This is a genomic window from Micromonospora sp. WMMA1363, from assembly GCF_030345795.1.
In the GTDB taxonomy this organism is placed as follows: domain Bacteria; phylum Actinomycetota; class Actinomycetes; order Mycobacteriales; family Micromonosporaceae; genus Micromonospora.
In genome coordinates this window covers 3124717-3146829 of the sequence record NZ_JAUALB010000001.1, presented here as the reverse complement: position 1 = coordinate 3146829, position 22113 = coordinate 3124717, and the positions used below count along the sequence as shown (strand labels likewise).

19 protein-coding genes and 1 pseudogene are annotated in these 22113 nt (G+C 70.8%); 14 read left to right on the top strand and 6 right to left on the bottom strand.

The genetic code is table 11. The annotated features are described in order from the left end of the window. Positions 1-92 precede the first annotated feature (92 nt). Both QTQ03_RS14430 and QTQ03_RS14425 read left to right on the top strand, forming a co-directional pair. Positions 93-1358 carry an ATP-binding protein gene (locus QTQ03_RS14430; protein WP_289278484.1) on the top strand — a complete coding sequence of 422 codons (1266 nt, stop codon included), beginning with the start codon at positions 93-95 and terminating at the stop codon, positions 1356-1358. Then, positions 1358-2044, top strand: a complete 687-nt coding sequence (locus QTQ03_RS14425) for a response regulator (protein WP_289278483.1) — start codon at positions 1358-1360, stop codon at positions 2042-2044. Before QTQ03_RS14430 ends, QTQ03_RS14425 begins: the two co-directional genes overlap by 1 nt. A 25-nt stretch (positions 2045-2069) precedes the next feature. Here the strand turns inward: QTQ03_RS14425 and QTQ03_RS14420 are convergent, their stop codons facing one another. Next, entirely contained in the window at positions 2070-2804 is a 735-nt protein-coding gene (locus QTQ03_RS14420; RefSeq protein WP_289278482.1) for a PIG-L deacetylase family protein, read from the bottom strand. 223 nt (positions 2805-3027) lie between these two features. On the opposite strand from QTQ03_RS14420, the gene QTQ03_RS14415 reads away from it, so the two are divergent. From QTQ03_RS14415 to QTQ03_RS14395, 5 genes are all read left to right on the top strand, one after another. Then, entirely contained in the window at positions 3028-4662 is a 1635-nt protein-coding gene (locus QTQ03_RS14415) for a peptide ABC transporter substrate-binding protein (protein WP_289278481.1), read from the top strand. 100 nt (positions 4663-4762) lie between these two features. Then, on the top strand, positions 4763-5773 hold the full coding sequence (locus QTQ03_RS14410) for an ABC transporter permease (RefSeq protein ID WP_289278480.1): 1011 nt from the start codon (positions 4763-4765) through the stop codon (positions 5771-5773). Positions 5774-5848: 75 nt separating this feature from the next. After that, complete coding sequence (locus tag QTQ03_RS14405; protein WP_289278479.1) at positions 5849-6790, top strand: ABC transporter permease; 942 nt, start codon at positions 5849-5851, stop codon at positions 6788-6790. A gap of 5 nt (positions 6791-6795) precedes the next feature. Continuing rightward, complete coding sequence (locus QTQ03_RS14400; protein ID WP_289278478.1) at positions 6796-7833, top strand: ABC transporter ATP-binding protein; 1038 nt, start codon at positions 6796-6798, stop codon at positions 7831-7833. Beyond that, complete coding sequence (locus tag QTQ03_RS14395; protein WP_289278477.1) at positions 7826-8836, top strand: ABC transporter ATP-binding protein; 1011 nt, start codon at positions 7826-7828, stop codon at positions 8834-8836. The genes QTQ03_RS14400 and QTQ03_RS14395 overlap by 8 nt, the downstream gene beginning before the upstream one ends. A 126-nt stretch (positions 8837-8962) precedes the next feature. On the opposite strand, the gene QTQ03_RS14390 is transcribed toward QTQ03_RS14395, so the two are convergent. Beyond that, a complete protein-coding gene (locus QTQ03_RS14390) occupies positions 8963-9295 on the bottom strand; it encodes a chorismate mutase (protein WP_289278476.1) in 333 nt (110 codons plus the stop codon). A gap of 364 nt (positions 9296-9659) precedes the next feature. Between QTQ03_RS14390 and pcrA the strand changes: the two genes are divergently transcribed. Beyond that, positions 9660-12065: a DNA helicase PcrA gene (gene pcrA / locus QTQ03_RS14385; RefSeq protein WP_289278475.1), complete on the top strand. Its 2406-nt coding sequence runs from the start codon at positions 9660-9662 to the stop codon at positions 12063-12065. 111 nt (positions 12066-12176) lie between these two features. On the opposite strand, the gene QTQ03_RS14380 is transcribed toward pcrA, so the two are convergent. Together QTQ03_RS14380 and QTQ03_RS14375 are read right to left on the bottom strand one after the other, a co-directional pair. Beyond that, the gene (locus tag QTQ03_RS14380; RefSeq protein ID WP_289278474.1) at positions 12177-12962 is read right to left on the bottom strand and encodes a M23 family metallopeptidase; all 786 of its coding nucleotides are present in this window, start codon (positions 12960-12962) and stop codon (positions 12177-12179) included. A gap of 273 nt (positions 12963-13235) precedes the next feature. Beyond that, complete coding sequence (locus QTQ03_RS14375; RefSeq protein WP_289278473.1) at positions 13236-13946, bottom strand: M23 family metallopeptidase; 711 nt, start codon at positions 13944-13946, stop codon at positions 13236-13238. 440 nt (positions 13947-14386) lie between these two features. Here QTQ03_RS14375 and icmB point away from each other — a divergent pair, with 440 nt between their 5' ends. From icmB to sucD, 3 genes are all read left to right on the top strand, one after another. Beyond that, positions 14387-14791, top strand: coding sequence for a coenzyme B12-dependent isobutyryl CoA mutase small subunit (gene icmB / locus QTQ03_RS14370; RefSeq protein WP_289278472.1), 405 nt, complete (start codon positions 14387-14389; stop codon positions 14789-14791). Between the two features lie 433 nt (positions 14792-15224). Next, complete coding sequence (sucC, locus tag QTQ03_RS14365; protein ID WP_289278471.1) at positions 15225-16403, top strand: ADP-forming succinate--CoA ligase subunit beta; 1179 nt, start codon at positions 15225-15227, stop codon at positions 16401-16403. A 2-nt stretch (positions 16404-16405) separates the two neighbouring features. Continuing rightward, on the top strand, positions 16406-17293 hold the full coding sequence (sucD, locus tag QTQ03_RS14360; protein ID WP_289278470.1) for a succinate--CoA ligase subunit alpha: 888 nt from the start codon (positions 16406-16408) through the stop codon (positions 17291-17293). A 58-nt stretch (positions 17294-17351) separates the two neighbouring features. Here the strand turns inward: sucD and QTQ03_RS14355 are convergent, their stop codons facing one another. Then, entirely contained in the window at positions 17352-17612 is a 261-nt protein-coding gene (locus tag QTQ03_RS14355; protein WP_289278469.1) for a hypothetical protein, read from the bottom strand. Positions 17613-17838: 226 nt separating this feature from the next. Here QTQ03_RS14355 and QTQ03_RS14350 point away from each other — a divergent pair, with 226 nt between their 5' ends. Beyond that, the gene (locus QTQ03_RS14350; protein ID WP_289278468.1) at positions 17839-19113 is read left to right on the top strand and encodes a cell division protein PerM; all 1275 of its coding nucleotides are present in this window, start codon (positions 17839-17841) and stop codon (positions 19111-19113) included. A 332-nt stretch (positions 19114-19445) separates the two neighbouring features. Here QTQ03_RS14350 and QTQ03_RS14345 read toward each other — a convergent pair whose 3' ends face one another. Further along, complete coding sequence (locus tag QTQ03_RS14345; RefSeq protein ID WP_289278467.1) at positions 19446-19739, bottom strand: CD225/dispanin family protein; 294 nt, start codon at positions 19737-19739, stop codon at positions 19446-19448. 173 nt (positions 19740-19912) lie between these two features. Between QTQ03_RS14345 and purN the strand changes: the two are divergent. Together purN and purH are read left to right on the top strand one after the other, a co-directional pair. Further along, positions 19913-20530, top strand: a pseudogene (purN, locus tag QTQ03_RS14340) (phosphoribosylglycinamide formyltransferase); the annotation flags it as partial. Continuing rightward, positions 20531-22102: a bifunctional phosphoribosylaminoimidazolecarboxamide formyltransferase/IMP cyclohydrolase gene (purH, locus tag QTQ03_RS14335; protein ID WP_289280830.1), complete on the top strand. Its 1572-nt coding sequence runs from the start codon at positions 20531-20533 to the stop codon at positions 22100-22102. The last annotated feature ends 11 nt before the right edge of the window (positions 22103-22113 follow it).

Below are 22113 nucleotides of genomic sequence, written 5' to 3'. Positions count from 1 at the left end.
ATGTCCGGGGCGTCCCCGTGGCCGGGCGTACGGCTGCCGTGTGACGATCGAACCGGTGCCGGCGGTGGAGGGTCGCCCGCGCCGTCCGCGTCGTGACCAGGGAGGCAGCGATCAGCGTCGTGACCCAACCCCCGCGCCTCTACCGTGCCCCCGAGCACCGGATGGCCGCCGGGGTGGCGGCGGGCATCGCCGAGCACCTCGGTATCTCGGCGCTCCGCGTCCGGGTCGCCTTCATGGTGCTGCTCGGCCTGAGCGGCCTCGGCCTGCTGCTCTACGCCGCCTTCTGGGCGGTGGTGCCGCTCCGCCCGGGTGACACCGCGGTGCCGTCCCGGCGCGACGTGGGGCAGCTGCTGCCGTTCGTGGCGATCGGGCTCGCGGTGCTGCTGCTCCAGATGGCGCTCTTCGACTCGGTGGGCGCCGCCGGGACCGCCGGTTGGCTGGTCGCGATCATCGCTGTCGGGGCCGGAGTGATCTGGCACCAGTCGGCCCCCGAACGGCGGCGGCAACGGGCCGACTCCATGCCGGTGCCGTGGCTGAGCGCGGTGGTCGAGGAGAGCGACCGGCGGGCGTTCGTGCTGCGGTTCATCGGCGGCGGTGTGCTGGTCGCGGTGGGGATCATCGGCGTCGCGGCGGTGTACTCCCCGGCACAGAACTTCGACGCGGTGCTCAACGGCGTGATCTTCGCGCTGGTCGGCCTGGCCGGTGTCGGGGTGGTCGCCGCGCCGGTGCTCTGGCGGACCTGGAACCAGCTTCGGTCGGAGCGCGAGGGGCGGATCCGTGAGCAGGAACGAGCCGAACTGGCCGCCATGGTGCACGACCAGGTGCTGCACACGCTCGCCCTGATCCAGCGCAACGCCGGCGACGTGAAGACGGTGCAGCGGCTCGCCCGGGGCCAGGAACGCTCGCTGCGCAACTGGCTCTACAAGCCGACCGCCTCCCCGACCGAGCGCTTCGCGGCGGCCCTGGAGCAGGCGGCGGCCGAGGTTGAGGACACTTTCGCGATCACCGTCGAGACGGTGGTGGTCGGTGACCAGGAGACCGACGAGCGGGTGGGCGCACTGGTGGCCGCGGCCCGCGAAGCCCTGGTCAACGCTGCCCGGCACGCCGGCGTGCAGACCGTCTCGCTCTATGCGGAGGTCGAGCCCGAGCAGGTCAGCGTCTTCGTCCGGGATCGGGGGAAGGGCTTCGATCCGGATACCGTGGAGGACCACCGGCACGGTGTCCGGGGCTCGATCGTCGGGCGGATGGAACGGCACGGCGGCCGGGCGGAGATCCGGTCCGGGCCGGGGGAGGGGACCGAGGTCCGGTTGATCCTGCCGATCTTCCGGGACTCGTCCACAGCGGAAAGGGACAGGTGATGGCGGACCAGACGACGGACTCGGTCGAACGAGCGGCGGTCGCCCCGGAACGGCTGCGGGTCTTCCTCGTCGACGACCACGCGATGTTCCGGGCCGGGGTACGCGCCGAACTGGGCGTGCACGTCGAGGTGGTGGGGGAGGCGAGCACGGTCGCCGAGGCGGTCAGCCGGATCGCCGCCACGGAGCCCGACGTGGTGCTGCTCGACGTGCACATGCCCGACGGCGGCGGTCGCGCGGTGCTGGAGGCGATGCGGCGTACCCACCCGCAGGTGTGGTTCCTGGCGCTGAGCGTCTCGGACGCCGCCGAGGACGTGATCGGGTTGATCCGCGCCGGCGCCCGCGGCTACGTCACCAAGACCATCTCTCCGGACGAACTGGCGTCGGCGATCCGCCGGGTCGCCGACGGGGACGCGGTGTTCAGTCCCCGGTTGGCCGGGTTCGTGCTGGACGCCTTCGCGGCCCGGCCGGACACCCCGGTGTCCGATCCCGAGCTGGACCTGCTCACCAACCGTGAGCGCGAGGTGCTGCGGCTGCTCGCCCGGGGGTACGCGTACAAGGAGATCGCCAAGGAGCTGTACATTTCGATCAAGACGGTCGAGACGCACGTGTCGAACGTGCTTCGAAAGCTCCAGATGTCCAACCGCTACGAGCTGTCCCGCTGGGCCGCCGACCGTCGGCTCGTCTGACTGGCCCGGCGCCCGGCCTCGCCGCTCACTCCGTCCGTAGCACGGTGAACGCCTCGGCGAGTCGGCCGGCGGGCAGGCCGGCGTCCGCCGCCGCGGTGGCGAGCTGGTCGCGTACCCAGGTCGGCACGTCCAGGTGGGCGGTCTGCGACCGGTGGGCACGCATGGCGGTAACCTTGCGTTCGTAACTGTCCGTCACATCGACCGTGTGGTCCGGTGCCGGTCCGCCCGCGTACCAGACCTCCCTTACCGTCCACGGCCGAAGGCCGGCGGCGAACAGGTCGGGGTGCGCGAACGGGGTGCGGGCGTCCGGGTAGATCGCGCAGGTGGCCGCCTCCCCGACCGCCTGGTGGTCGGGGTGGCCCGGCCCGGCGATGTGCTCCCACCGGCGCAGCGGTGAACTGGTCAGCACCCGGTCCGGGCGGAACCGCCGGATGGCCGCGGTGAGGTCGCGGCGTAGCTCGAGCGTCGCCGCCAGGGCGCCGTCGGCGTACCCGGTCAGCACGTCCACCTGCCGGACGCCGACGGCGGCGGCCGCCGCGCGCTGCTCCGCCGCCCGCTGCTGGACCAGCTCCGGCCGCGGCGGGTCGACGCAACCCCCCGCGTCACCGTAGGTGACCAGGACGTACGCGACCTCGATCCCGGCGTCCGTCCAGGTCGCCACCGTGCCCGCACAGCCGAAGTCGACATCGTCCGGGTGGGCGAAGATGGCGAGGGCGCGGCGGACGTCGGTCAGCGGCACGGCCGAGGGCGGAAAGGTCATCGTGGCTCGAGCCTACGTGTCGCGAACACGTCGGGCACTGGCGTTCCCGCAGCTCTTACCACGCCTAGCTGGGCGCGGCGCAGGCAGCTCCGGGTCGATGTCGGGGCCGTCCCGGCCGGGTATCGGGTTGATAACACGCCTTCCCGCCAGGAGGCATCGGGTGTCACAGTGGCAGGCACCTCACAACCCCCTCGTGAGCCGAGCGCCCTGAGGAGGCACTCCCATGCGCGGGAAATTCCTGAAGGTGGCGGTCGCGGCGACCGCCACCGCCATGTTGGCCACCGCCTGTAGCGGCGGCGGCGACTCGGAGGCCGGCGGCGGCCAGGCCGGCGGTGAGCTGCGCGTCTACGACGCGGAGCCGGCGTTCCTGATGCCGTCCGCCGGTGACGACGAACCGTCGATCTACGTGATCCGCCAGCTCTACCGTGGCCTGGTCCGGTACAACGCGGAGACCGCCGCCCCGGAGAACGACCTGGCCGAGTCGATCACCTCGGACGACCAGAAGCTCTGGACTATCAAGATCAAGAGCGGCTACACCTTCGACAACGGCGAGTCGGTCAACGCCGACGCCTTCATCCGGTCGTGGAACTACGCGGCGTACGGGCCGAACGCCCAGAACAACGGCTACTTCATGACGCGGATCGCCGGTATCGACGACGTCACGTCCAAGGACCCGGACGGCGACGGCCCGAAGACGGCCCCGGAGCCCAAGGCCAAGGAGCTGTCCGGCCTGAAGAAGGTCGACGACCTGACCTTCACCGTCGAGCTCAGCGAGCCGTTCTCCGGCTTCCCGACCACGGTCGGCTACTCGGGCTTCTTCCCGATGGCCCAGGCGTGCGTCGACGACGCGGGCAAGTGCAACGAGACGCCGATCGGCAACGGCCCGTACAAGATCGACGGCAGCTGGCAGCACAACGTCGAGATCAACCTGGTCCGCAGCGACTCCTGGAAGGGGGAGCCGGGCAAGCCCGACAAGATCAAGTATCGGATCTTCGCGGACGTCGACGCCGCCTACGCCGCCTTCCAGGCCGGCGAGCTGGACGTGATGTACACCCTGCCGCCGGCGCGGTACAAGGAGGCCAAGCAGCAGTACGGCGACCGCCTCTACGAGCAGCCGGGTGACAGCTTCACCTACGTCGGCATGCCGCTGTACCTGCCGGAGTTCAAGGACAAGCGGGTCCGCCAGGCGCTCTCGCTGGCGATCGACCGGCAGTCCATCGTCGACGCCGTCTTCGACGGCCGGTACACCCCGGCCACCGGCTACGTCGCGCCGACCTTCCAGGGCGCCCGCGAGAACGTCTGCCAGTACTGCAAGAAGGACGTCGAGAAGGCCAAGCAGCTGCTCGCCGAGGCCGGCGGTTGGCCGGCCGGTAAGAAGCTCCAGCTCTGGGCGAACGCCGGTGCCGGCCACGACCAGTGGCTCCAGGCCGTCGGTGACCAGATCAAGGCCGCGCTGGGTATCGACTACGAGCTGAAGGTCAACCTGCAGTTCGCCGAGTACCTGGAGACCGCGGACAGCCGGAAGTTCACCGGCCCGTTCCGCCTCGGCTGGGGTCCGGACTACCCGTTCCTGGAGACCTACCTGGCTCCGCTGTACAGCACCGGTGCCGACAGCAACAACTCCACCTTCAGCAACCCGGAGTTCGACAGCCTGCTGAAGCAGGGTGACGCCGCCAAGTCCGTCGAGGAGGCCATCCCCTTCTACCAGAAGGCCGAGGACATCCTGGTCGAGGAGCTGCCGGTCATCCCGATGTGGTTCAACAAGGTCGGTGCGGCCTACAGCGAGAACGTCGACACGTTCGTCTGGAACGCCGTCTCGGACGCCGACTACGGTGCGACCTCGCTGAAGCAGAACTGAGCTTCAGTAATCTGATCCAGCCGTAACAGGACGTGGCGGCAACGATCACCCCACCAGGGTGATCGTTGCCGCCACGTCAGCGCCGAGAGGAGACCCCGACATGGGGCGCTACGTCATCCGACGGTTGCTCCAGTTCATCCCGACCGTGCTGGGCACCATGTTCCTGCTCCACTACATGACCTCGCTGGCGATCCAGTTCAGCGGGAACCCGGTCCGGGCGCTCTTCGGCGACCGGACGCCACCGCCGGCCCTGCTCCAGGCGGTCACCGAGCGGCTCGGCTACGGCGACCCCTGCCTGGACCAGAAGGGCAACCCGTGCTTCGGGTTGTTCGTCGACCGGGTGACCGGGGTCTTCTTCCACTTCGACTTCGGCATCAACCTGCGGCAGCGCGAGGTCACCGACCTGGTGGCCGACGCCATCCCGTACACCCTGAAGCTGCTGGTGATCGCGATCGTCTTCGAGGCGGTCGTGGGTATCGCCGCCGGTGTGTGGGCGGGCCTGCGGGGCGGCAGCTTCGCCGACAACCTGGTGAAGATCAGCACCGTCTTCGTGATCTCCGTGCCGATCTTCGTGCTCGGTGTGGTGGTGCGGGAGTTCGTCGGGGTCAAGCTCGGCAACGTGCTGCGGGACCAGAGCTGGATTCCCGAGGTCATCTCGAACGGCGTCTTCAGCCCGGGCTTCAAGATGGACTATCCCTTCGCCAGCCTGGTGATTCCCGGCATGGTGCTCGGCGCGGTCTCGCTCGCCACCACCGCACGGCTTACCCGGACCAGCATCATGGAGAACATCCGGGCCGACTACGTCCGGACGGCGCGGGCCAAGGGCCTGGCCAACAAGCGGGTCATCGGCGTGCACACGCTGCGCAACTCGCTGATCCCGGTGATCACCTTCCTCGGTGTCGACATCGGGTCGGCCATGGCCGGCGCGGTGGTCACCGAGACGATCTTCAACGTGCCAGGCATCGGGCGGCTGGTGACGCTCTCCGCCCGCACCGGGGAGTCGTCCGTGGTCATCGGCGTGGTGACCATGCTGGTGCTGGTCGTCCTGCTCGCCAACCTGCTGGTCGACATTCTGTACGCCGTGCTCGACCCGAGGATCCGCTATGAGTGACGGCACCGTGGTCAGCAACCGGCGGCCGGCGATCCCGGCCGCCCGCGGCAGGGCGAAGCGAAACGAGGTGTGGACATGAGCGACGTGACGAGTGGCGGCACGGCCGTCGGCGGTGCGCCGGTCTCCGGCGACGGCCCGGCCCCGGGCGAGACGAGGAAGGGCGGCAAGGAGCGCAACGCCAGCCTGTGGGCGGACGCCCGCCGGCAACTGGTCCGCGACCCGGTCTTCGTGGTCGCCCTGCTGTACGTTTTCGTGGTCGGCTCGATGGCGGCCTTCCCCAAGCTCTGGACCAGCCAGGACCCGCGGGCGTGCACCACCGACCGGTCCCGGGTCGGGCCGAGCTGGGACCACCCGTTCGGCTTCGACGTCCTGGGCTGCGACTACTACTCGCACGCCATCTACGGTGCCCGGCCGTCGATGGTGATCGCCATCATGGCCACCGGGGGCATCGTGGTCTTCGGCGGCCTGATGGGTCTCCTCGCCGGCTACTACGGCGGCTGGGTCGACACCATCATCTCCCGGCTGATGGACATCTTCTTCTCGCTGCCGTTCCTGCTCGGCGCGATCGTGTTCCTGACCGTGATCAAGCGGCAGAACATCTGGACCATCGCCATGGTGCTGTTCCTGCTGAGCTGGCCGACGATCGCCCGGATCATCCGCGGTAGCGTCATCTCCTCGAAGGACCTGGACTACGTGCAGGCCGCCAAGGCGGTCGGGGCGGGCAACGGCCGGCTGATGTTCCGGCACATCCTGCCCAACGCGATCGCCCCGATGCTGGTGTACGCGACCATCGTGCTCGGCGCGTTCGTCGCCGCGGAGGCCACCCTGACGTTCCTCGGTGTCGGGCTCCAGCCCCCCGCCCAGTCCTGGGGCATCATGATCTCGGCCCACCAGGTCTACTTCCTGGAGGACCCGTGGCTGCTGCTCTTCCCCTGCGGGCTGCTGGTCGGCACGGTGCTGTCCTTCATCCTCATGGGTGACGCCCTGCGTGACGCCCTCGACCCGAAGTTCCGGTGAGCGCCATGAGCACTGATGTGAACGTCAAGCTGGACGCCCTGCCCGGCCTCGACCCGAACGCGATGCCGCTGCAGGTCAAGGACCTGCACGTCGAGTTCCGCACCCGCAACGGCATCGCCCACGCGGTCAACGGCGTGAGCTTCGACCTGCGGCCGGGTGAGACCCGGGCCATCCTGGGTGAGTCCGGCTGCGGCAAGAGCGTCACCGCCCAGGCGATCATGGGCATTCTGGACAGCCCGCCCGGGTTCATCACCGGCGGCCAGATCCGCTATCGCGGTGTCGACCTGCTCACGCTGCCGGAGGCGCAGCGGCGCAAGGTCCGGGCGAACAAGGTCGCGATGATCTTCCAGGACGCCCTGTCCGCGCTGAACCCGGTCTTCACCGTCGGGTTCCAGCTCAGCGAGCTGTTCCGTAAGCACCGGGGCATGTCCCGCAGGGACAGCAAGGTGCGCGCGGTCGAGCTGCTCGACCTGGTGAAGATCCCGGCGGCGAAGCAGCGGGTGAACGACTACCCGCACCAGTTCTCCGGTGGTATGCGGCAGCGCGTCATGATCGCAATGGCGCTCGCCCTCGACCCGGAGGTGCTGATCGCCGACGAGCCGACCACGGCCCTGGACGTGACCGTGCAGGCGCAGATCATGACCCTGCTGGCCGAGCTCCAGCGCGAGCGGAACATGAGCCTCGTGCTGATCACACACGACATGGGTGTGGTGGCCGACGTGGCCGACCGGATCTCCGTGATGTACGCCGGTCGGGTCATCGAGGAGGCGCCGGTCGAGGACATCTACGCCAGCCCGTCGCATCCGTACACCAAGGGCCTGCTGGAGTCGATCCCGCGGCTGGACCTCAAGGGCCAGGAACTGTCCGCGATCAAGGGACTGCCACCGATGCTGACGGACATCCCGAAGGGATGCGCGTTCAACCCGCGGTGCCGGTACGCGCAGGACGTCTGCCGCCACGACCCGACGCCGCCGCTGCTCCAGGTGTCGCCGGTGCGGACCGCTGCCTGCCACTTCTGGAAGGAGGTCAAGGGCGATGTCTGACATCGTGCTGGAGACCCGTGACCTGGTGAAGCATTTCCCGCTGACCCGGGGGATCGTCTTCAAGAAGCAGATCGGCGCGGTCCGTGCGGTCGACGGGATCAATCTGCAGCTGCGCCGGGGCGAGACGCTCGGCGTCGTCGGCGAGTCCGGCTGCGGCAAGTCGACCCTGGCCAGAATGCTCGTGGGCCTGGAGACCCCGACCTCCGGCGACCTGTTCGTCCAGGGTCGGAACATGTCCAAGGTGAGCGCCACCGAACGGCGTCGCGGCCGGCGGAACATCCAGCTGGTCATGCAGGACCCGTACACGTCGCTGAATCCGCGGATGACCGTCGGTGACATCGTCGGCGAGCCCTTCGAGGTGCACCCCGACGTGCTGCCGCGGGCGAAGCGGCGGGCCCGGGTGCAGGAGCTGCTGGAGCTGGTCGGGCTGAACCCCGACCACATCAACCGGTACCCGCACCAGTTCTCCGGGGGCCAGCGCCAGCGGATCGGCATCGCCCGGGCGCTCGCGCTCAACCCGGAGATCATTCTCTGCGACGAGCCGGTCTCCGCGCTGGACGTGTCGATCCAGGCGCAGGTGATCAACTTGCTGGAGAAGCTCCAGAGCGAGCTGGGTCTGTCCTACATCTTCATCGCCCACGACCTGTCCGTGGTGCGGCACATCGCCGACCGGGTCGCGGTGATGTACCTCGGCAAGGTCGTCGAGATCGGCACCGAGGACCAGATCTACGACAACCCGACCCACCCGTACACCCAGGCGCTGCTCTCGGCGGTTCCGGTGCCGGACCCGAAGCTACGTGGCCTGCGGGACCAGATCGTCCTGACCGGTGATGTCCCGTCGCCGGCGAACCCGCCGTCCGGCTGCCGGTTCCGGACACGTTGCTGGAAGGCACAGGACATCTGTGCCCGGCAGGAGCCGGTCCTGACGGTCCAGGACCGGTCCGGCCACCCGAGCGCCTGCCACTTCGCCGAGGTCCGCAACGTGGTGCACGCGGTCGACTAGCCCCGAAAGCGCCGTCGCCCGACCGCCGTACGGGCCGGCGCTGAACGTGGTGCCTCCTCAGCGATTCGGGGCGCCGGCCGTACCTGGCCGGCGCCCCGGTCCTCGTCCCGCCCCACCGGCGGGCGGTCAGAGGGGGCCGCGGCCGGCGCGGAGCAGCAGCAGGGCGAACTGGGTGCCGTCCGCGCCGAGCGCGGCGCGGAACCGCTCCAGGATCTCCCGCTCGCGGGACAGCACGAGGCGGGTGCCCCCGGACGCCATTCGGGTGGCACCGACCTGCTGGGAGAGCCCGGCCCGCTCCTGCCAGAGCGCGATCAGCGCCCGGTCGATCTCGTCGATCCGCTGCCGGACCTCCGCGATCCGGGCCGCCGCCATCGGCTCCTGGGTGCCGGTGCCGGGATCGACGCAGCCGTCGCCCCCGTCGGCTCGGCTCCCGCTCTGCTCCGCCACATCTGTCATCATCTCGTACCCCTCGGATGTCGGGCCCGGTGCCCGGATCCCGGGACGAGAAAGCCCCGGGCTCGCCGAGCCCGGGGCTTTCGCAGGTCTGGTTGATCAGGCGCGACCTACGGCTGCCGGACTCCCGGAGCCGTAGTAGTAAAAGTAGGAGCGCTGACCGAACACGTCGTCGAGTATGCCGCGGGCGGTGCGGGCGCCGCAAGGAAAGTCGCCAACAGGGACCCCTTCCACTATCCCGGCCCCTGAGTCGTCGAGGCCGGCCCCTGAGTCGTTGTGGCCGGCCCCTGAGTTGTTGGGAAGGACCTTCGTTACCCCGCGGCCGTGCCGGGCGGGTTTCGTCGGGGCGGCGGCATAGACTCGCCGTGCGATGCATCCTCTCTTCGACGTCCCCGTGTCCCCGCCCACGCCCACGCCCACGCCCGAGCCTGCCCCACCGCGCCGGTCCGTGGCCGCGCGCCTCGACCCGCAGCAGTTGCTCGACGGGCTGAACGGCCCGCAACGGGACGCGGTCACCCACGCCGGGTCGCCGCTGCTCATCGTGGCCGGCGCGGGATCGGGTAAGACCCGGGTGCTCACCCACCGGATCGCGTACCTGCTCGCGGCCCGGGACGTACACCCCGGCGAGATCATCGCGATCACCTTCACGAACAAGGCCGCCGGCGAGATGAAGGAGCGGGTGGCCGCGCTGGTCGGCCCGCGTGCCCGGCTGATGTGGGTGTCGACGTTCCACTCCGCCTGCGTCCGCATCCTGCGGGCCGAGCACGAGCACGCCGGTCTCAAGTCCACCTTCTCGATCTACGACGCGGACGACTCCCGCCGGCTGATGCAGCTCGTCGCCCGCGAACTGGACCTCGACCCGAAGCGCTACCCGGCCCGCGGCCTGGCCACCCAGGTGTCCAACCTGAAGAACGAACTGGTCGACCCGGAGGCGTTCGCCGCCCGGGCCAAGGGCCCGAACGAGCGGGCGCTCGCCGAGGCGTACCAGCTCTACCAGCGGCGGCTGCGGGAGGCGCATGCGCTGGACTTCGATGACTTGATCATGACTACGGTGCACCTGCTCCAGTCGCACCCGCACGTCGCCGAGACCTACCGGCGCCGGTTCCGGCACGTGCTGGTCGACGAGTACCAGGACACCAACCACGCCCAGTACGTGCTGATCAAGGAGCTGGTCTCGGGCACCGAGGGGCTCGACCCGGCGGAGCTGTGCGTGGTGGGTGACGCCGACCAGTCGATCTACGCGTTCCGGGGTGCGACGATCCGCAACATCCTGGAGTTCGAGCGGGACTTCACCGATGCCCGGACGATCCTGTTGGAGCAGAACTACCGCTCCACACAGACCATCCTGAACGCGGCCAACGCGGTGATCGACCGCAACACCTCGCGCAAGCCGAAGCGGCTGTGGAGTGACACCGGGTCCGGCGACCCGATCGTGGGCTATGTCGCCGACACCGAGCACGCCGAGGCGGACTGGGTGGCCCGGGAGACGGACCGGCTCGTCGACGACGGGCCCGCCCGCCCCGGGGACGTCGCGGTCTTCTACCGCACCAACGCCATGTCCCGGGTCTTCGAGGAGGTGTTCATCCGGGTCGGCCTGCCGTACAAGGTGGTCGGCGGGGTGCGCTTCTACGAACGCAAGGAGGTCCGCGACGCCCTCGCGTACCTGCGCGCGGTGGTCAACGACGACGACACGGTGAGTCTCCGCCGAATCCTGAACACGCCGCGCCGGGGCATCGGGGAGCGGGCCGAGGCGTGCGTGGAGACGCTCGCCAGCCGGCACCGGACCTCCTTCGGGGCGGCCCTGCGCCGGGCCAAGGACGCGCCGGGTATCTCCACCCGGGCCGCCAACGGCATCGCCGAGTTCGTCGCACTGCTCGACGGCGCCCGCGAGCTGGCCGGGACCGGTACGCCGGAGGAGGTGCTGGAGGCGTTGCTGACCCGTTCGGGGTACCTCACCGAGCTGGAGGAGAGCCTCGATCCGCAGGACGCCGGCCGGGTGGACAACCTCCAGGAACTTGTCAGCGTCGCCCGTGAGTACACGGAGCGGGTCGAGGCCCTCGGCGCCGACGGGGAGCGGGCCACCCTAGCCGGCTTCCTGGAGCAGGTCGCGTTGGTCGCCGACGCCGACCAGGTGCCCACCGACGACCCGGACCATCAGGGCGTGGTCACCCTGATGACCCTGCACACCGCCAAGGGCCTGGAGTTTCCGGTGGTGTTCCTGACCGGCCTGGAGGATGGCGTCTTTCCCCACCTGCGGTCGCTCGGCGATACGCGGGAGCTGGAGGAGGAGCGGCGCCTGGCCTACGTGGGGATCACCCGGGCCCGGCAGCGCCTCTACCTGTCCCGGGCGGTTACCCGCTCGGCGTGGGGGGCGCCGGCGTACAACCCGCCGTCCCGGTTCCTGGAGGAGCTGCCTACCGAGCTGGTGCGATGGGAGCGCACCGAGGGCTCGTACACCTCCTGGGCCGGCGGTGGCGGGGGCGTGGGGGGTCGCGCGGACCGTGCGGACCGCGGGCGTGCCGGCTTCTCCGGAGGTACCCCGAAGGCCGCCCAGCTCGCGCGGCGTCTGGGCGTGGATGGCAGCCGGCTGGCCACGGCGAGTGAGCTACCGCAGGTGCCCAAGGTTGCGGTCGGGGACCGGGTCAACCACCAGCGCTACGGGCTGGGTCGGGTGCTCGCCGTGGAGGGGCACGGCCCGGCGGCGCGGGCTCAGATCGACTTCGGCGACCAGGTCATGTGGCTGATCCTGCGGCACGCCCCGATCGACAAGCTGTGAAGCAAGTCGGCCCGAGGTCCCCGGCCGACGCGGCCCGGGCGGGCCATTGTCGCTGAGCCGGCCGGTGCCTGCGCGACGGCGCCGTCGACGACGGGAATCCGCCCGTGACCGTCAACAGGCCACGTCGATGCCCTGGGCGCGCAGGAACGGCGCCGGGTCGATCTGGTTCCACAGCTGGCCCTGGTGCACCTCGAAGTGCAGGTGAGGGCCGGTGGAGTCACCGGTGGAACCCTCCAGACCGATGGTCTGGCCGGCGCCGACCTGGTCGCCCACGTTCACCTTGGCGGTACTCAGGTGGCCGTAGTGGGTGAGGTAGCCGTTGCCGTGATTGACCACGATCGAGATGCCGTAGCCGTCGCCGACGTCGCCGGCCTTCTCCACGGTGCCGCCGAACGCGGCGCGGACCGGCGTGCCGGCGGGCATGGCGAAGTCGATGCCGGCGTGCAGGACACCCCACCGGAGGCCGTAGCAGGACGTGATCGTCGCGCCCTGCATCGGGATGACCCACGCCGGCTTCGGCGGGGCGGTCTTCGTCGGCGTGGCCGACGCCGTCGGCTTGGTGGTGGCCGCCGGCGTGAGACTCGCCGTGGTCGGGCTCGCCGCGGCCGGGCTTGGGGTGGCCGGGCTGGGCGTCGGGCTCGTCGGGGTGGGGTTGGCCGACCCGCGGGCGGCGCGGTCTGCCCTGGCGGCGGCGTCGAGGCGGGCCTGTGTGTCGATCGCGGCGGCGGGCGCGGCGCCGTCGTCGTCGTTGCCGGCGGCGGCGACGGCGGCCCCTGTGACGCCGAGCGCGGCCACCGCGACCGCCGTCGCCGCCAGCAGCCGGTTACGGGTGCTGGCCCGCCGCCGATGCCGGGCGGGTGCGCTGTTCGTGTTCGGGATGAGGCTGTCGTCCTGCACTACGGACCTCACTGATTCGAGGGGCACGTGACCTGGAAATCCTGGTGTGGTCCCGGTCGGGCCGGGTGGGGGGGACCGGGGCGGCCGGTGGAGTCCGATGTGAACGCGGGGCTTCTGTCGTTCTCTGTGCTGATACAGCCCAAAATATGATCATGAGTGATCGTGCCCTTGCTCACATCGTCAGCTGTGAGCCGAAATACTTTTCAGCGGGTCGGCACGCAAAGAAAACCGCCCGGATCGACGATCCGGGCGGTTATCGGGCGTGAGGCAGCGTCAGGATGCCGCTGCCTCACTGTAGATTGCCTCCACTTGGAGCTGGATGTCCGCTCCGCGCTCCTTGAGCCAGGGCACCGGGTCGAGCGGCTCGCCCTTGACATGGATCTCGAGGTGCAGATGAGAGCCGTATGAGTGACCGGTGTTGCCGACCAGGCCGAGCTGGTCACCCGCCTTGACCTGCTGCCCCTCCTGCACCGTGACGGCGGAGGAATGGCCGTAGATGGCCTCGCTGCCGTCGGCGTGGCGGACTATCACGGTGTAGCCGTACCCGCCGAACCAGCCGGCTTTCGTGACGGTGCCCTCGTGAATGGCGACATAGGGGGTTCCCTCGGGGGCGACCAGGTCGACACCGGTGTGCAGCTTGCCCCAACGCACCCCGTACGGCGAGTTGAAGTCGTAGCCCTGTAGTGGAAGGAGCCAGACCTCCGGCTCGGCCTCTGCGCCGTCGCGGGCGCCGCCACGCGTCGCGCGACCGGCGGCCTCGGCGCGCTCGGCGGCGTCCTGGTTCAGCGTGGAGGCGGCCTTCAGCTCGTCGAGAACCGACGGGCTGACGCTCTTGGCGTCGGGCAGGGCACCCGCCAGGAGTGCGACTCCACCGGCGCCGACGAAAGCGGTGGTGACGACGGCGGCGTAGCGGCTCCGCGGCGGAGTGGGTACACGCCGGCGACCGCGATATCGATCGGGCTCAGACGACAGGCGCTGGCGCACGCACACCCTCCGTTGTCGGGGTACCGAAGCGGTCGCGAAAGTTCGGCAAGATCCGACGAACCTTCGCTGACCGCGTCATCACCCGTCCATGGACCTGATGACAACCGTGGACACGTTAACCAACCGCCACGCCCGTCACAAGCCGGAGCGCCGAAATTGCGATGCGTTCTGTCCAATTCCATCCCTGAATGTCATGCATCGCGGGCGAGTAACTATGACCCCGGCACCACCCGTTCGTCGCGCACGGTGACCGAACGGCGGAGTCGTCCGGCTTGACGGGGGAGGGGTCGGCCGCCCCGCGCGGCGCAGGGTGGACAGTCGTCCCTGGCGCCGGACGGGCCGGATTGCCGGACGTGACCTGGCCCGGATTCCCGGGCCTGGGTTGGTCGGGTTACCGTTCGTTCAGGTCAAGCCGCTGAGCCGGTGAAAGGGATACGCAGATGAGCTCTCGTGTTCGCGTCGTCGTGGCCAAGCCGGGCCTGGACGGCCACGACCGTGGTGCCAAGGTCGTCGCGCGTGCCCTCCGGGACGCCGGCATGGAGGTCATCTACACCGGCCTGCACCAGACACCCGAGCAGATCGTGGAGACCGCCATCCAGGAGGACGCCGACGCGGTCGGCCTCTCCGTTCTCTCCGGCGCGCACATGACGCTCTTCCGTCGGGTGCTGGAGCTGCTCGGGGAGCGGGACGCGCGGGACATCGTGGTGTTCGGCGGCGGGATCATCCCGGACGCCGACATGCCGGAGCTGGAGAAGCTCGGGGTTGCCAAGATCTTCACGCCCGGAGCGACGACCCAGTCGATCGTGGAATGGGTTCGGCAGAATGTGGCGCAGCCCGTCAGCTGACGCATCACCGGCAGGCGTTGGTTGGCTGGTCGGCGGTCTCGCCGGAACGGGGGGAGGGGCCGGACGCACCCCTCACACGTCCGGCCCCTCTATGCGCGATGCCCCGCCGCCACCCCTCGACCGACAGGGCATCGGCCGTCTCCCGCCGTCACGCCGAACCAGCGCGCCGACATCTGACTCAACGACGCCCCCGCAGGGGAGTTACGCACCTCGGGCAACATCGCCCGGACGACTGACATTCGGGTGACGGCCGGGTGGCCGCGGGGCGGTTGTGCATTACCGCACACCAGGCACCCGCTCGGTAATCGGCGGTCCCGACCTCGCTAGGCTGCGCCCAATGGCCTGTTTCAACTGATGACAGGCGTCAAACTGATTTCCATACGCTGGTAGCGGCGCGACGGCGCGCCGCGGAGACGGGACGGGACGCGCAATCGTGGACCTGTACGAGTACCAGGGGCGGGACCTGTTCGAGCGGCACGGGTTGCCCGTGTTGGCCGGCGGCGTCGCCAACACCCCGGAGGAGGCCCGCGCGATCGCCGAACGCCTCGGCGACCGGGTGGTCGTCAAGGCGCAGGTGAAGGTCGGTGGCCGAGGCAAGGCCGGCGGTGTGAAGCTGGCCGAGGGCGCGGAGGATACCGTGGCTCGGGCCACCGACATCCTCGGCATGGACATCAAGGGGCACACCGTCCACAAGGTCATGATCACCGTGACCGCGGACGTGGCCGAGGAGTTCTACTTCTCCTACCTGCTGGACCGGGCGAACCGTACCTTTCTCTGTATCGCCAGCGTCGCGGGCGGCATGGACATCGAGCAGGTGGCCGCCGAAACCCCGGAGAAGGTCGTCAAAGCGCCGATCGACGCGAACACCGGCGTCGACGAGACCACCGCGCGCAAGATCGTCGCCGCGGCCGGTTTCCCAGCCGAGGTGGCCGACCAGGTCGTCGAGATCGCAGTGGGTCTGTGGCGGGCCTTCGTCGCCGAGGACGCGACGCTGGTCGAGGTGAACCCGCTGGCCAAGACCGGCGAGGGCAGGCTGCTGCTGCTCGATGCCAAGATCACCCTGGACGAGAACGCCGGGTTCCGGCACCCGGACCACGAGGCACTGGTCGACCAGGCCGCGGTGGACCCGCTGGAGCAGGCCGCCAAGGAGAAGGACCTCAACTACGTCAAGCTCGACGGCGAGGTCGGCATCATCGGCAACGGCGCGGGCCTGGTCATGTCGACCCTGGACGTGGTCGCGTACGCCGGGGAGCGGCACGGCGGCGTGAAGCCGGCCAACTTCCTCGACATCGGTGGTGGCGCGAGCGCGGCCGTGATGGCCAACGGTCTGGAGATCGTGCTCTCCGATCCGTCGGTCAAGAGCGTCTTCGTCAACGTGTTCGGCGGCATCACCGCCTGTGACGAGGTTGCCAACGGCATCGTGCAGGCGCTGGCCCTGCTCGAGCAACGTGGCGAGAAGGTCACCAAGCCGCTGGTCGTCCGCCTCGACGGCAACAACGCCGAGGCCGGTCGGGCGATCCTGGACGGCGCGGACAACCCGCTCGTGCAGCGGGTCGACACAATGGACGGCGCGGCCGAGCGGGCCGCCGAGCTGGCAGCTGCGGGGGTCTGACAATGGCGATCTGGCTGACCAAGGACTCGAAGGTCATCGTCCAGGGGATGACCGGTTCGGAGGGTTCCAAGCACACCCGGCGGATGCTCGCCGCGGGCACCACGGTCGTCGGCGGCGTGAACCCGCGCAAGGCGGGCACCACCGTCGACGTCGACGGCGCCGAGCTGCCGGTCTTCGCGAGCGTCGCGGACGCCATGAAGGAGACCGGTGCCGATGTGACGGTCATCTTCGTGCCGCCGCAGTTCACCAAGAGCGCGGTGACCGAGGCGATCGACGCGGGCATCCCGCTGGCCGTGGTCATCACCGAGGGCGTGCCGGTGCACGACACCGCCGCCTTCTGGGCGTACAACGTGGCGCAGGGGGAGCGAACCCGGATCATCGGTCCGAACTGCCCCGGGATCGCCTCGCCGGGCGCCTCCAACGCCGGCATCATCCCGGCCGACATCACCGGCACCGGCCGGATCGGCCTGGTCAGCAAGAGCGGCACCCTGACCTACCAGATGATGTACGAGCTGCGGGACATCGGTTTCTCCACCTGCGTCGGCATCGGCGGTGACCCGATCATCGGCACCACCCACATCGACGCGCTGGCCGCGTTCCAGGCCGATCCGGACACCGACGCCATCGTCATGATCGGCGAGATCGGCGGCGACGCCGAGGAGCGGGCCGCCGAGTTCATCAAGGCGAACGTGACCAAACCGGTGGTCGGGTACATCGCCGGCTTCACCGCGCCGCCCGGCAAGACGATGGGGCACGCCGGCGCGATCATCTCCGGCTCGGCCGGCACCGCCGAGGCCAAGAAGGCAGCGCTGGAGGCGGTCGGTGTCCGGGTCGGCAAGACCCCGACCGAGACCGCGAAGCTGATGCGGGAGATCATGTCGGCGGGCTGAGTCCGACGCAGTACGCCGGAGGGGGCTGACCGTCCACGGTCAGCCCCCTCCGGCGCGCTCAGCCGTTGCCGAGGGGGTAGTTGCCGCCGGCCCAGAGGATGCCGCTGCCGACGATGTTGACAATGCCGAAGATGATGCCCAGCCAGCCCAGTACCGGTGACTGGCCGAAGCGCCGGGCGTCGCGGATCGACAGATAACCGAAGACCACTCCCAGGATGCCGCAGCAGAGCAGGCCGGTGACGATGCCGAGGACACCCCAGAGGGTGGTCCGGTCCCGGCCCGCACCCGGGGGCGGGGGCGGTGGGTAGGGAGCGTTCACGGTGTGCCTCCTCCGCGTCGTCGCCGCGCGCCGGCGTGGCGAGGGTCCCCTCCCACGCCCCGCGGAAGTAGCAAGGCCCTTGGTCAACACCCGCCGGCCGCGGTCGCGTCCTGTGGCCGAGGCTAGACCGGATCGGAGCTGGGAGACGGTGGATCACGGAACTCGCTGCCGCCCGGCGACCTTTTCGGACTGCCATCGCCAGTGCGACGTGCCAGAGTAGACCCCGATGTCGTTCGTCACCCCCGATCATCCCGGCCGTCCCAGGGAGGTGGGCCCACGGCCGCCCGGGCGCCCCGGGCCGGGCCGGCGGATTCCCGCGCCGCGCGCGGGCGAGCCCGTTCGCCGTCGCCCCCCGCTCGCCGTCGCCGCCGCCGTCGCCGCCGCCGGCGCCGCGCTCACCTCCTGGCTGCCGGTCGCGGCGGTACTCTGGCTCTTCCAGCTCAGCGAGGGCGCCGCGACCGTGCCTGGCGCCGTCCGCGCCGGGTTGGCCGGGTGGCTGCTCGGCCACGGGGTTCCGCTGACAACCGAGGCCGGGCCGCTCGGGCTCGCCCCGCTGGCGTTGACCCTGCTCGCCGCTTGGCGGCTCACCCGCGCCGGGGTGCACACGAGCCGTGCGATCGGTGCGCGCGGCAGCCGCTCCGCGCACCGGGCGCTCGTCGCCGCCGGTGCGGTCGGCATCGCGTACGCGACGCTCGGCGTGCTCGCCGCGCTGCTGGTCACCGCCGGTGGGCCCGGTGTGTCGCCGGTGCGGGCCGGGGTGACCCTGGCCGGGTTCGGCGCGCTCGCCGCTCTGGTCGGCGCGGTGCGCACCACCGGGGTGGCCCGGTCGCTCGCCGAGCGGGCTCCCCGACCGCTGCGCGACGGGATCCGCACCGGCTTGGTGGCCGGCCTGCTACTGCTCGCGGCGGGCGCCGGCGCGGCGGGACTCGCGGTGGCGACCGGTGGTGGGGACGCCGCCGACCTGATCGGGGCGTACCGCACCGGGGTCGCCGGGCAGGCCGGCATCACCCTGGTCAGCCTGGCATACGCCCCGAACGTCGCGATCTGGTCGGTCAGCTACCTGCTCGGGCCGGGGTTCGCCGTCGGCACCGACACCGCCGTGCGGACCAGCGAGGTGGCGGTGGGCGCGCTGCCGGCCGTACCGCTGGTGGCCGGCCTCCCCGGTGGACCGGTGGACGGGCTCGGGGCGGCGCTGCTCGCGGTGCCGGTCCTGGCCGGGATGATGGCCGGCTGGCTGCTGGCCCGCCGGGTGCTCCGGCTCGCCGCCGACGACAAGGCGCCGCCGCGCTGGGCGCCCCTGCTGCGCCCGGCGGCGCTCGCCGGACCGGTCGCGGGCCTGCTGCTCGGGGCCGCGGCGGCCGCCTCCGGCGGGCCGCTGGGCGGCGGCCGGCTGGCCGAGGTCGGTCCGGTGCCGTGGCAGGTGGCGGCGGTGGCGACCGCGGTGACCGGAGTGGGTGTGTTGCTCGGTGCCGCCACGACCCGGGTCCTGAGCCGTCCCTGAACCGTCGCTCCCGTCGCGCCGATCCGTTTCCTGGCGTGGGTATCGGCGGCCGTGTCGCAACGGAGACCGACCCGGCGCCTTCCGCTGTCCCGGTGGGTACGGGTAGCCCGTATGCGGATACGTCGGCGTACCGCCGTCCGGGTCGGGAGGCTGGTACGGCTGTCCCCCCCCCGACGGTGTGCCGCACGGATCCGGGGCCAGCCGTGCGGCTCGCCGCAGCCCGACCCCGTACGGCGGGGCGTACGGGGTCGGGCTGCGGTGGCGGTCCGGTCGGGTCCGGCCGCGGCTGGCCGTACGGTTCCGAGCCCGGCTGCACACGTTTCCCGGTCGGGTCAGACGCTGCTGGTGCTGTTCAGCGTGCCGGTGGCGACGATGGCCAGGCAGCACACGATGTTGATCACCCAGATGACGATGCCGACGATGAGCGCCCACTTGGACCACTTCTTCGACTCGGCGGCGGCGGCCTGGGCACCCGCGTAGTCGCCCTGCTGGACCAGCGGGTTGACCTTGCTGGCGTTGATGATGGCGGGGATGGCCAGCGGCCAGAACAGGAGGATCGAGACGATCGACATCGTCATGTTGTTGTCGACGTGGGCGGGCTGCTGGGGTGGGTATCCGGGCTGCATTTCTCTCGCTACTCCTCGAACGGGGTGGACGCCGGGGCGTCGGACGTGCCGGGCCGGGCACGCGCCGGCCCGGAGCGACCGGCAGCGTACCCGGTTCGTGCCAGCCGGGGCGCCCGTAGACCACCGTGCCGCCCAGCGGTCGGGCGAACTGACCTCCCCGATAGGGTTGGCCGGTGACCGAGCCCGCGTCCGTCGCCCGCATCGTCGTCCTTGTCTCCGGCTCCGGCAGCAACCTCCAGGCGCTGCTCGACGCGGGCGCGAACGCGGCGTACGGGGCGCGGGTGGTCGCGGTCGGCGCCGACCGGGACGGCATCGTGGGGCTGGACCGGGCCGCCGTAGCCGGGGTGCCGACGTTCGTCGAGCGGGTCAAGGACTATCCGACCCGCGTGGACTGGGACGCCGCGCTCACCGCCCGGGTCGCCGAGCACGAGCCGGACCTGGTCATCTCCGCCGGCTTCCTGAAGCTGGTCGGCCCGCAGTTCCTGGCCGCCTTCGGCGGCCGTTACCTCAACACACACAACACGCTGCTGCCGGCGTTTCCTGGCATCCACGGTCCGCGCGACGCGCTCGCCTACGGCGTCAAGATCACCGGGGCTACCCTCTTCTTCGTCGACGCCGGCACGGACACCGGCCCGATCGTCGCGCAGGTCGCCGTGCCGGTGCGCGACGACGACGACGTGGAGACGCTCACCGAGCGCATCAAGTCCGCCGAGCGGCGCCAGCTCGTCGAGCAGGTGGGCCGCCTGGTCCGTGAAGGTTGGACGATCACCGGAAGAAAGGTCACGGTTGGAGTGAGTTCCAGTCAGGACGAGCGCCGCCCGATCCGGCGGGCGCTGGTCAGCGTCTACGACAAGACCGGCCTGGTCGAGCTGGCCCGGGCGTTGCACGATGCCGGCGTGGAGATCGTCTCGACCGGAAGCACCGCGTCCGCCGTCGCCGGTGCCGGCGTGCCGGTGACCGCGGTGGAATCGGTGACCGGCTTCCCGGAGATCCTCGACGGCCGGGTCAAGACGCTGCACCCGAAGATCCACGGGGGGCTCCTCGCCGACCTGCGCAAGGAGGCGCACGCCGGGCAGCTCGCCGAGCACGGCATCGCCGGGATCGACCTGCTGGTGTCCAACCTCTACCCGTTCCAGGCCACCGTCGCCTCCGGCGCGAGCCAGGACGAGTGTGTCGAACAGATCGACATCGGCGGCCCGGCGATGGTCCGGGCCGCCGCCAAGAACCACGCCTCGGTCGCCGTGGTGACCGAGCCGTCCGCGTACCCGCTGCTGCTGGACGCCGTGCGGGCCGGCGGTTTCACGCCGGCGCAGCGCAAGGCGCTCGCGGCCCGCGCGTTCGCCGTGATCGCCGACTACGACGTGGCCGTCGCGCAGTGGTGTGCCCGGGAGCTGGCGCCAGCCGAGGACGGGTGGCCGGAGTTCGCCGGTCTGGCGCTGCGCCGGCAGGCGGTGCTCCGCTACGGGGAGAATCCGCACCAGGCCGCCGCCCTCTACGCCGACCCGTCCAGCCCGGCCGGGCTCGCCCAGGCCGAGCAGCTGCACGGCAAGGAGATGTCCTACAACAACTACGTGGACGCGGACGCCGCGTGGCGGGCGGCCAACGACGTCGTCGACCAACCGGCGGCGGCGATCATCAAGCACGCCAACCCGTGCGGGATCGCGGTCGGCGCGGACGTGGCGGAGGCGCACCGTAAGGCGCACGAGTGCGACCCGGTGTCGGCGTTCGGCGGCGTGATCGCGGTGAACCGTCCGGTCAGCGTCGGGTTGGCCCGGCAGGTCGCGGAGATCTTCACCGAGGTGGTCGTCGCGCCGGACTTCGAGCCCGGTGCCGTCGAGATCCTTGCCGCCAAGAAGAACGTCCGGCTGCTGCGGGCGCCGGCGTACGCCCCGCTGCCGGCCGAGTGGCGGCAGGTCACCGGCGGCGTGCTGATGCAGCTGCGGGACCGGATCGACGCCGAGGGCGACGACCCGGCCAACTGGCGGCTGGCCACCGGCGAGGCGGCGGACGAGGCGACCGTGCACGATCTGGTTTTCGCCTGGCGCGCGGTGCGGGCGGTGAAGAGCAACGCGATCGTGCTGGCCCGGGACGGCGCGACCGTCGGCGTCGGAATGGGGCAGGTCAACCGGGTCGACTCGGCCCGCCTGGCGGTGGCCCGGGCCGGTGCCGAACGGGTCCGTGGATCGGTCGCCGCCTCGGACGCGTTCTTCCCGTTCCCGGACGGCCCGAAGATCCTCATCGACGCCGGGGTGAAGGCGATCGTCCAGCCGGGCGGCTCGATCCGGGACGAGGAGACCGTCGCGGCCTGCAAGGAGGCCGGGGTGACCATGTACCTGACCGGCACCCGCCACTTCTTCCACTGACGACATGACGG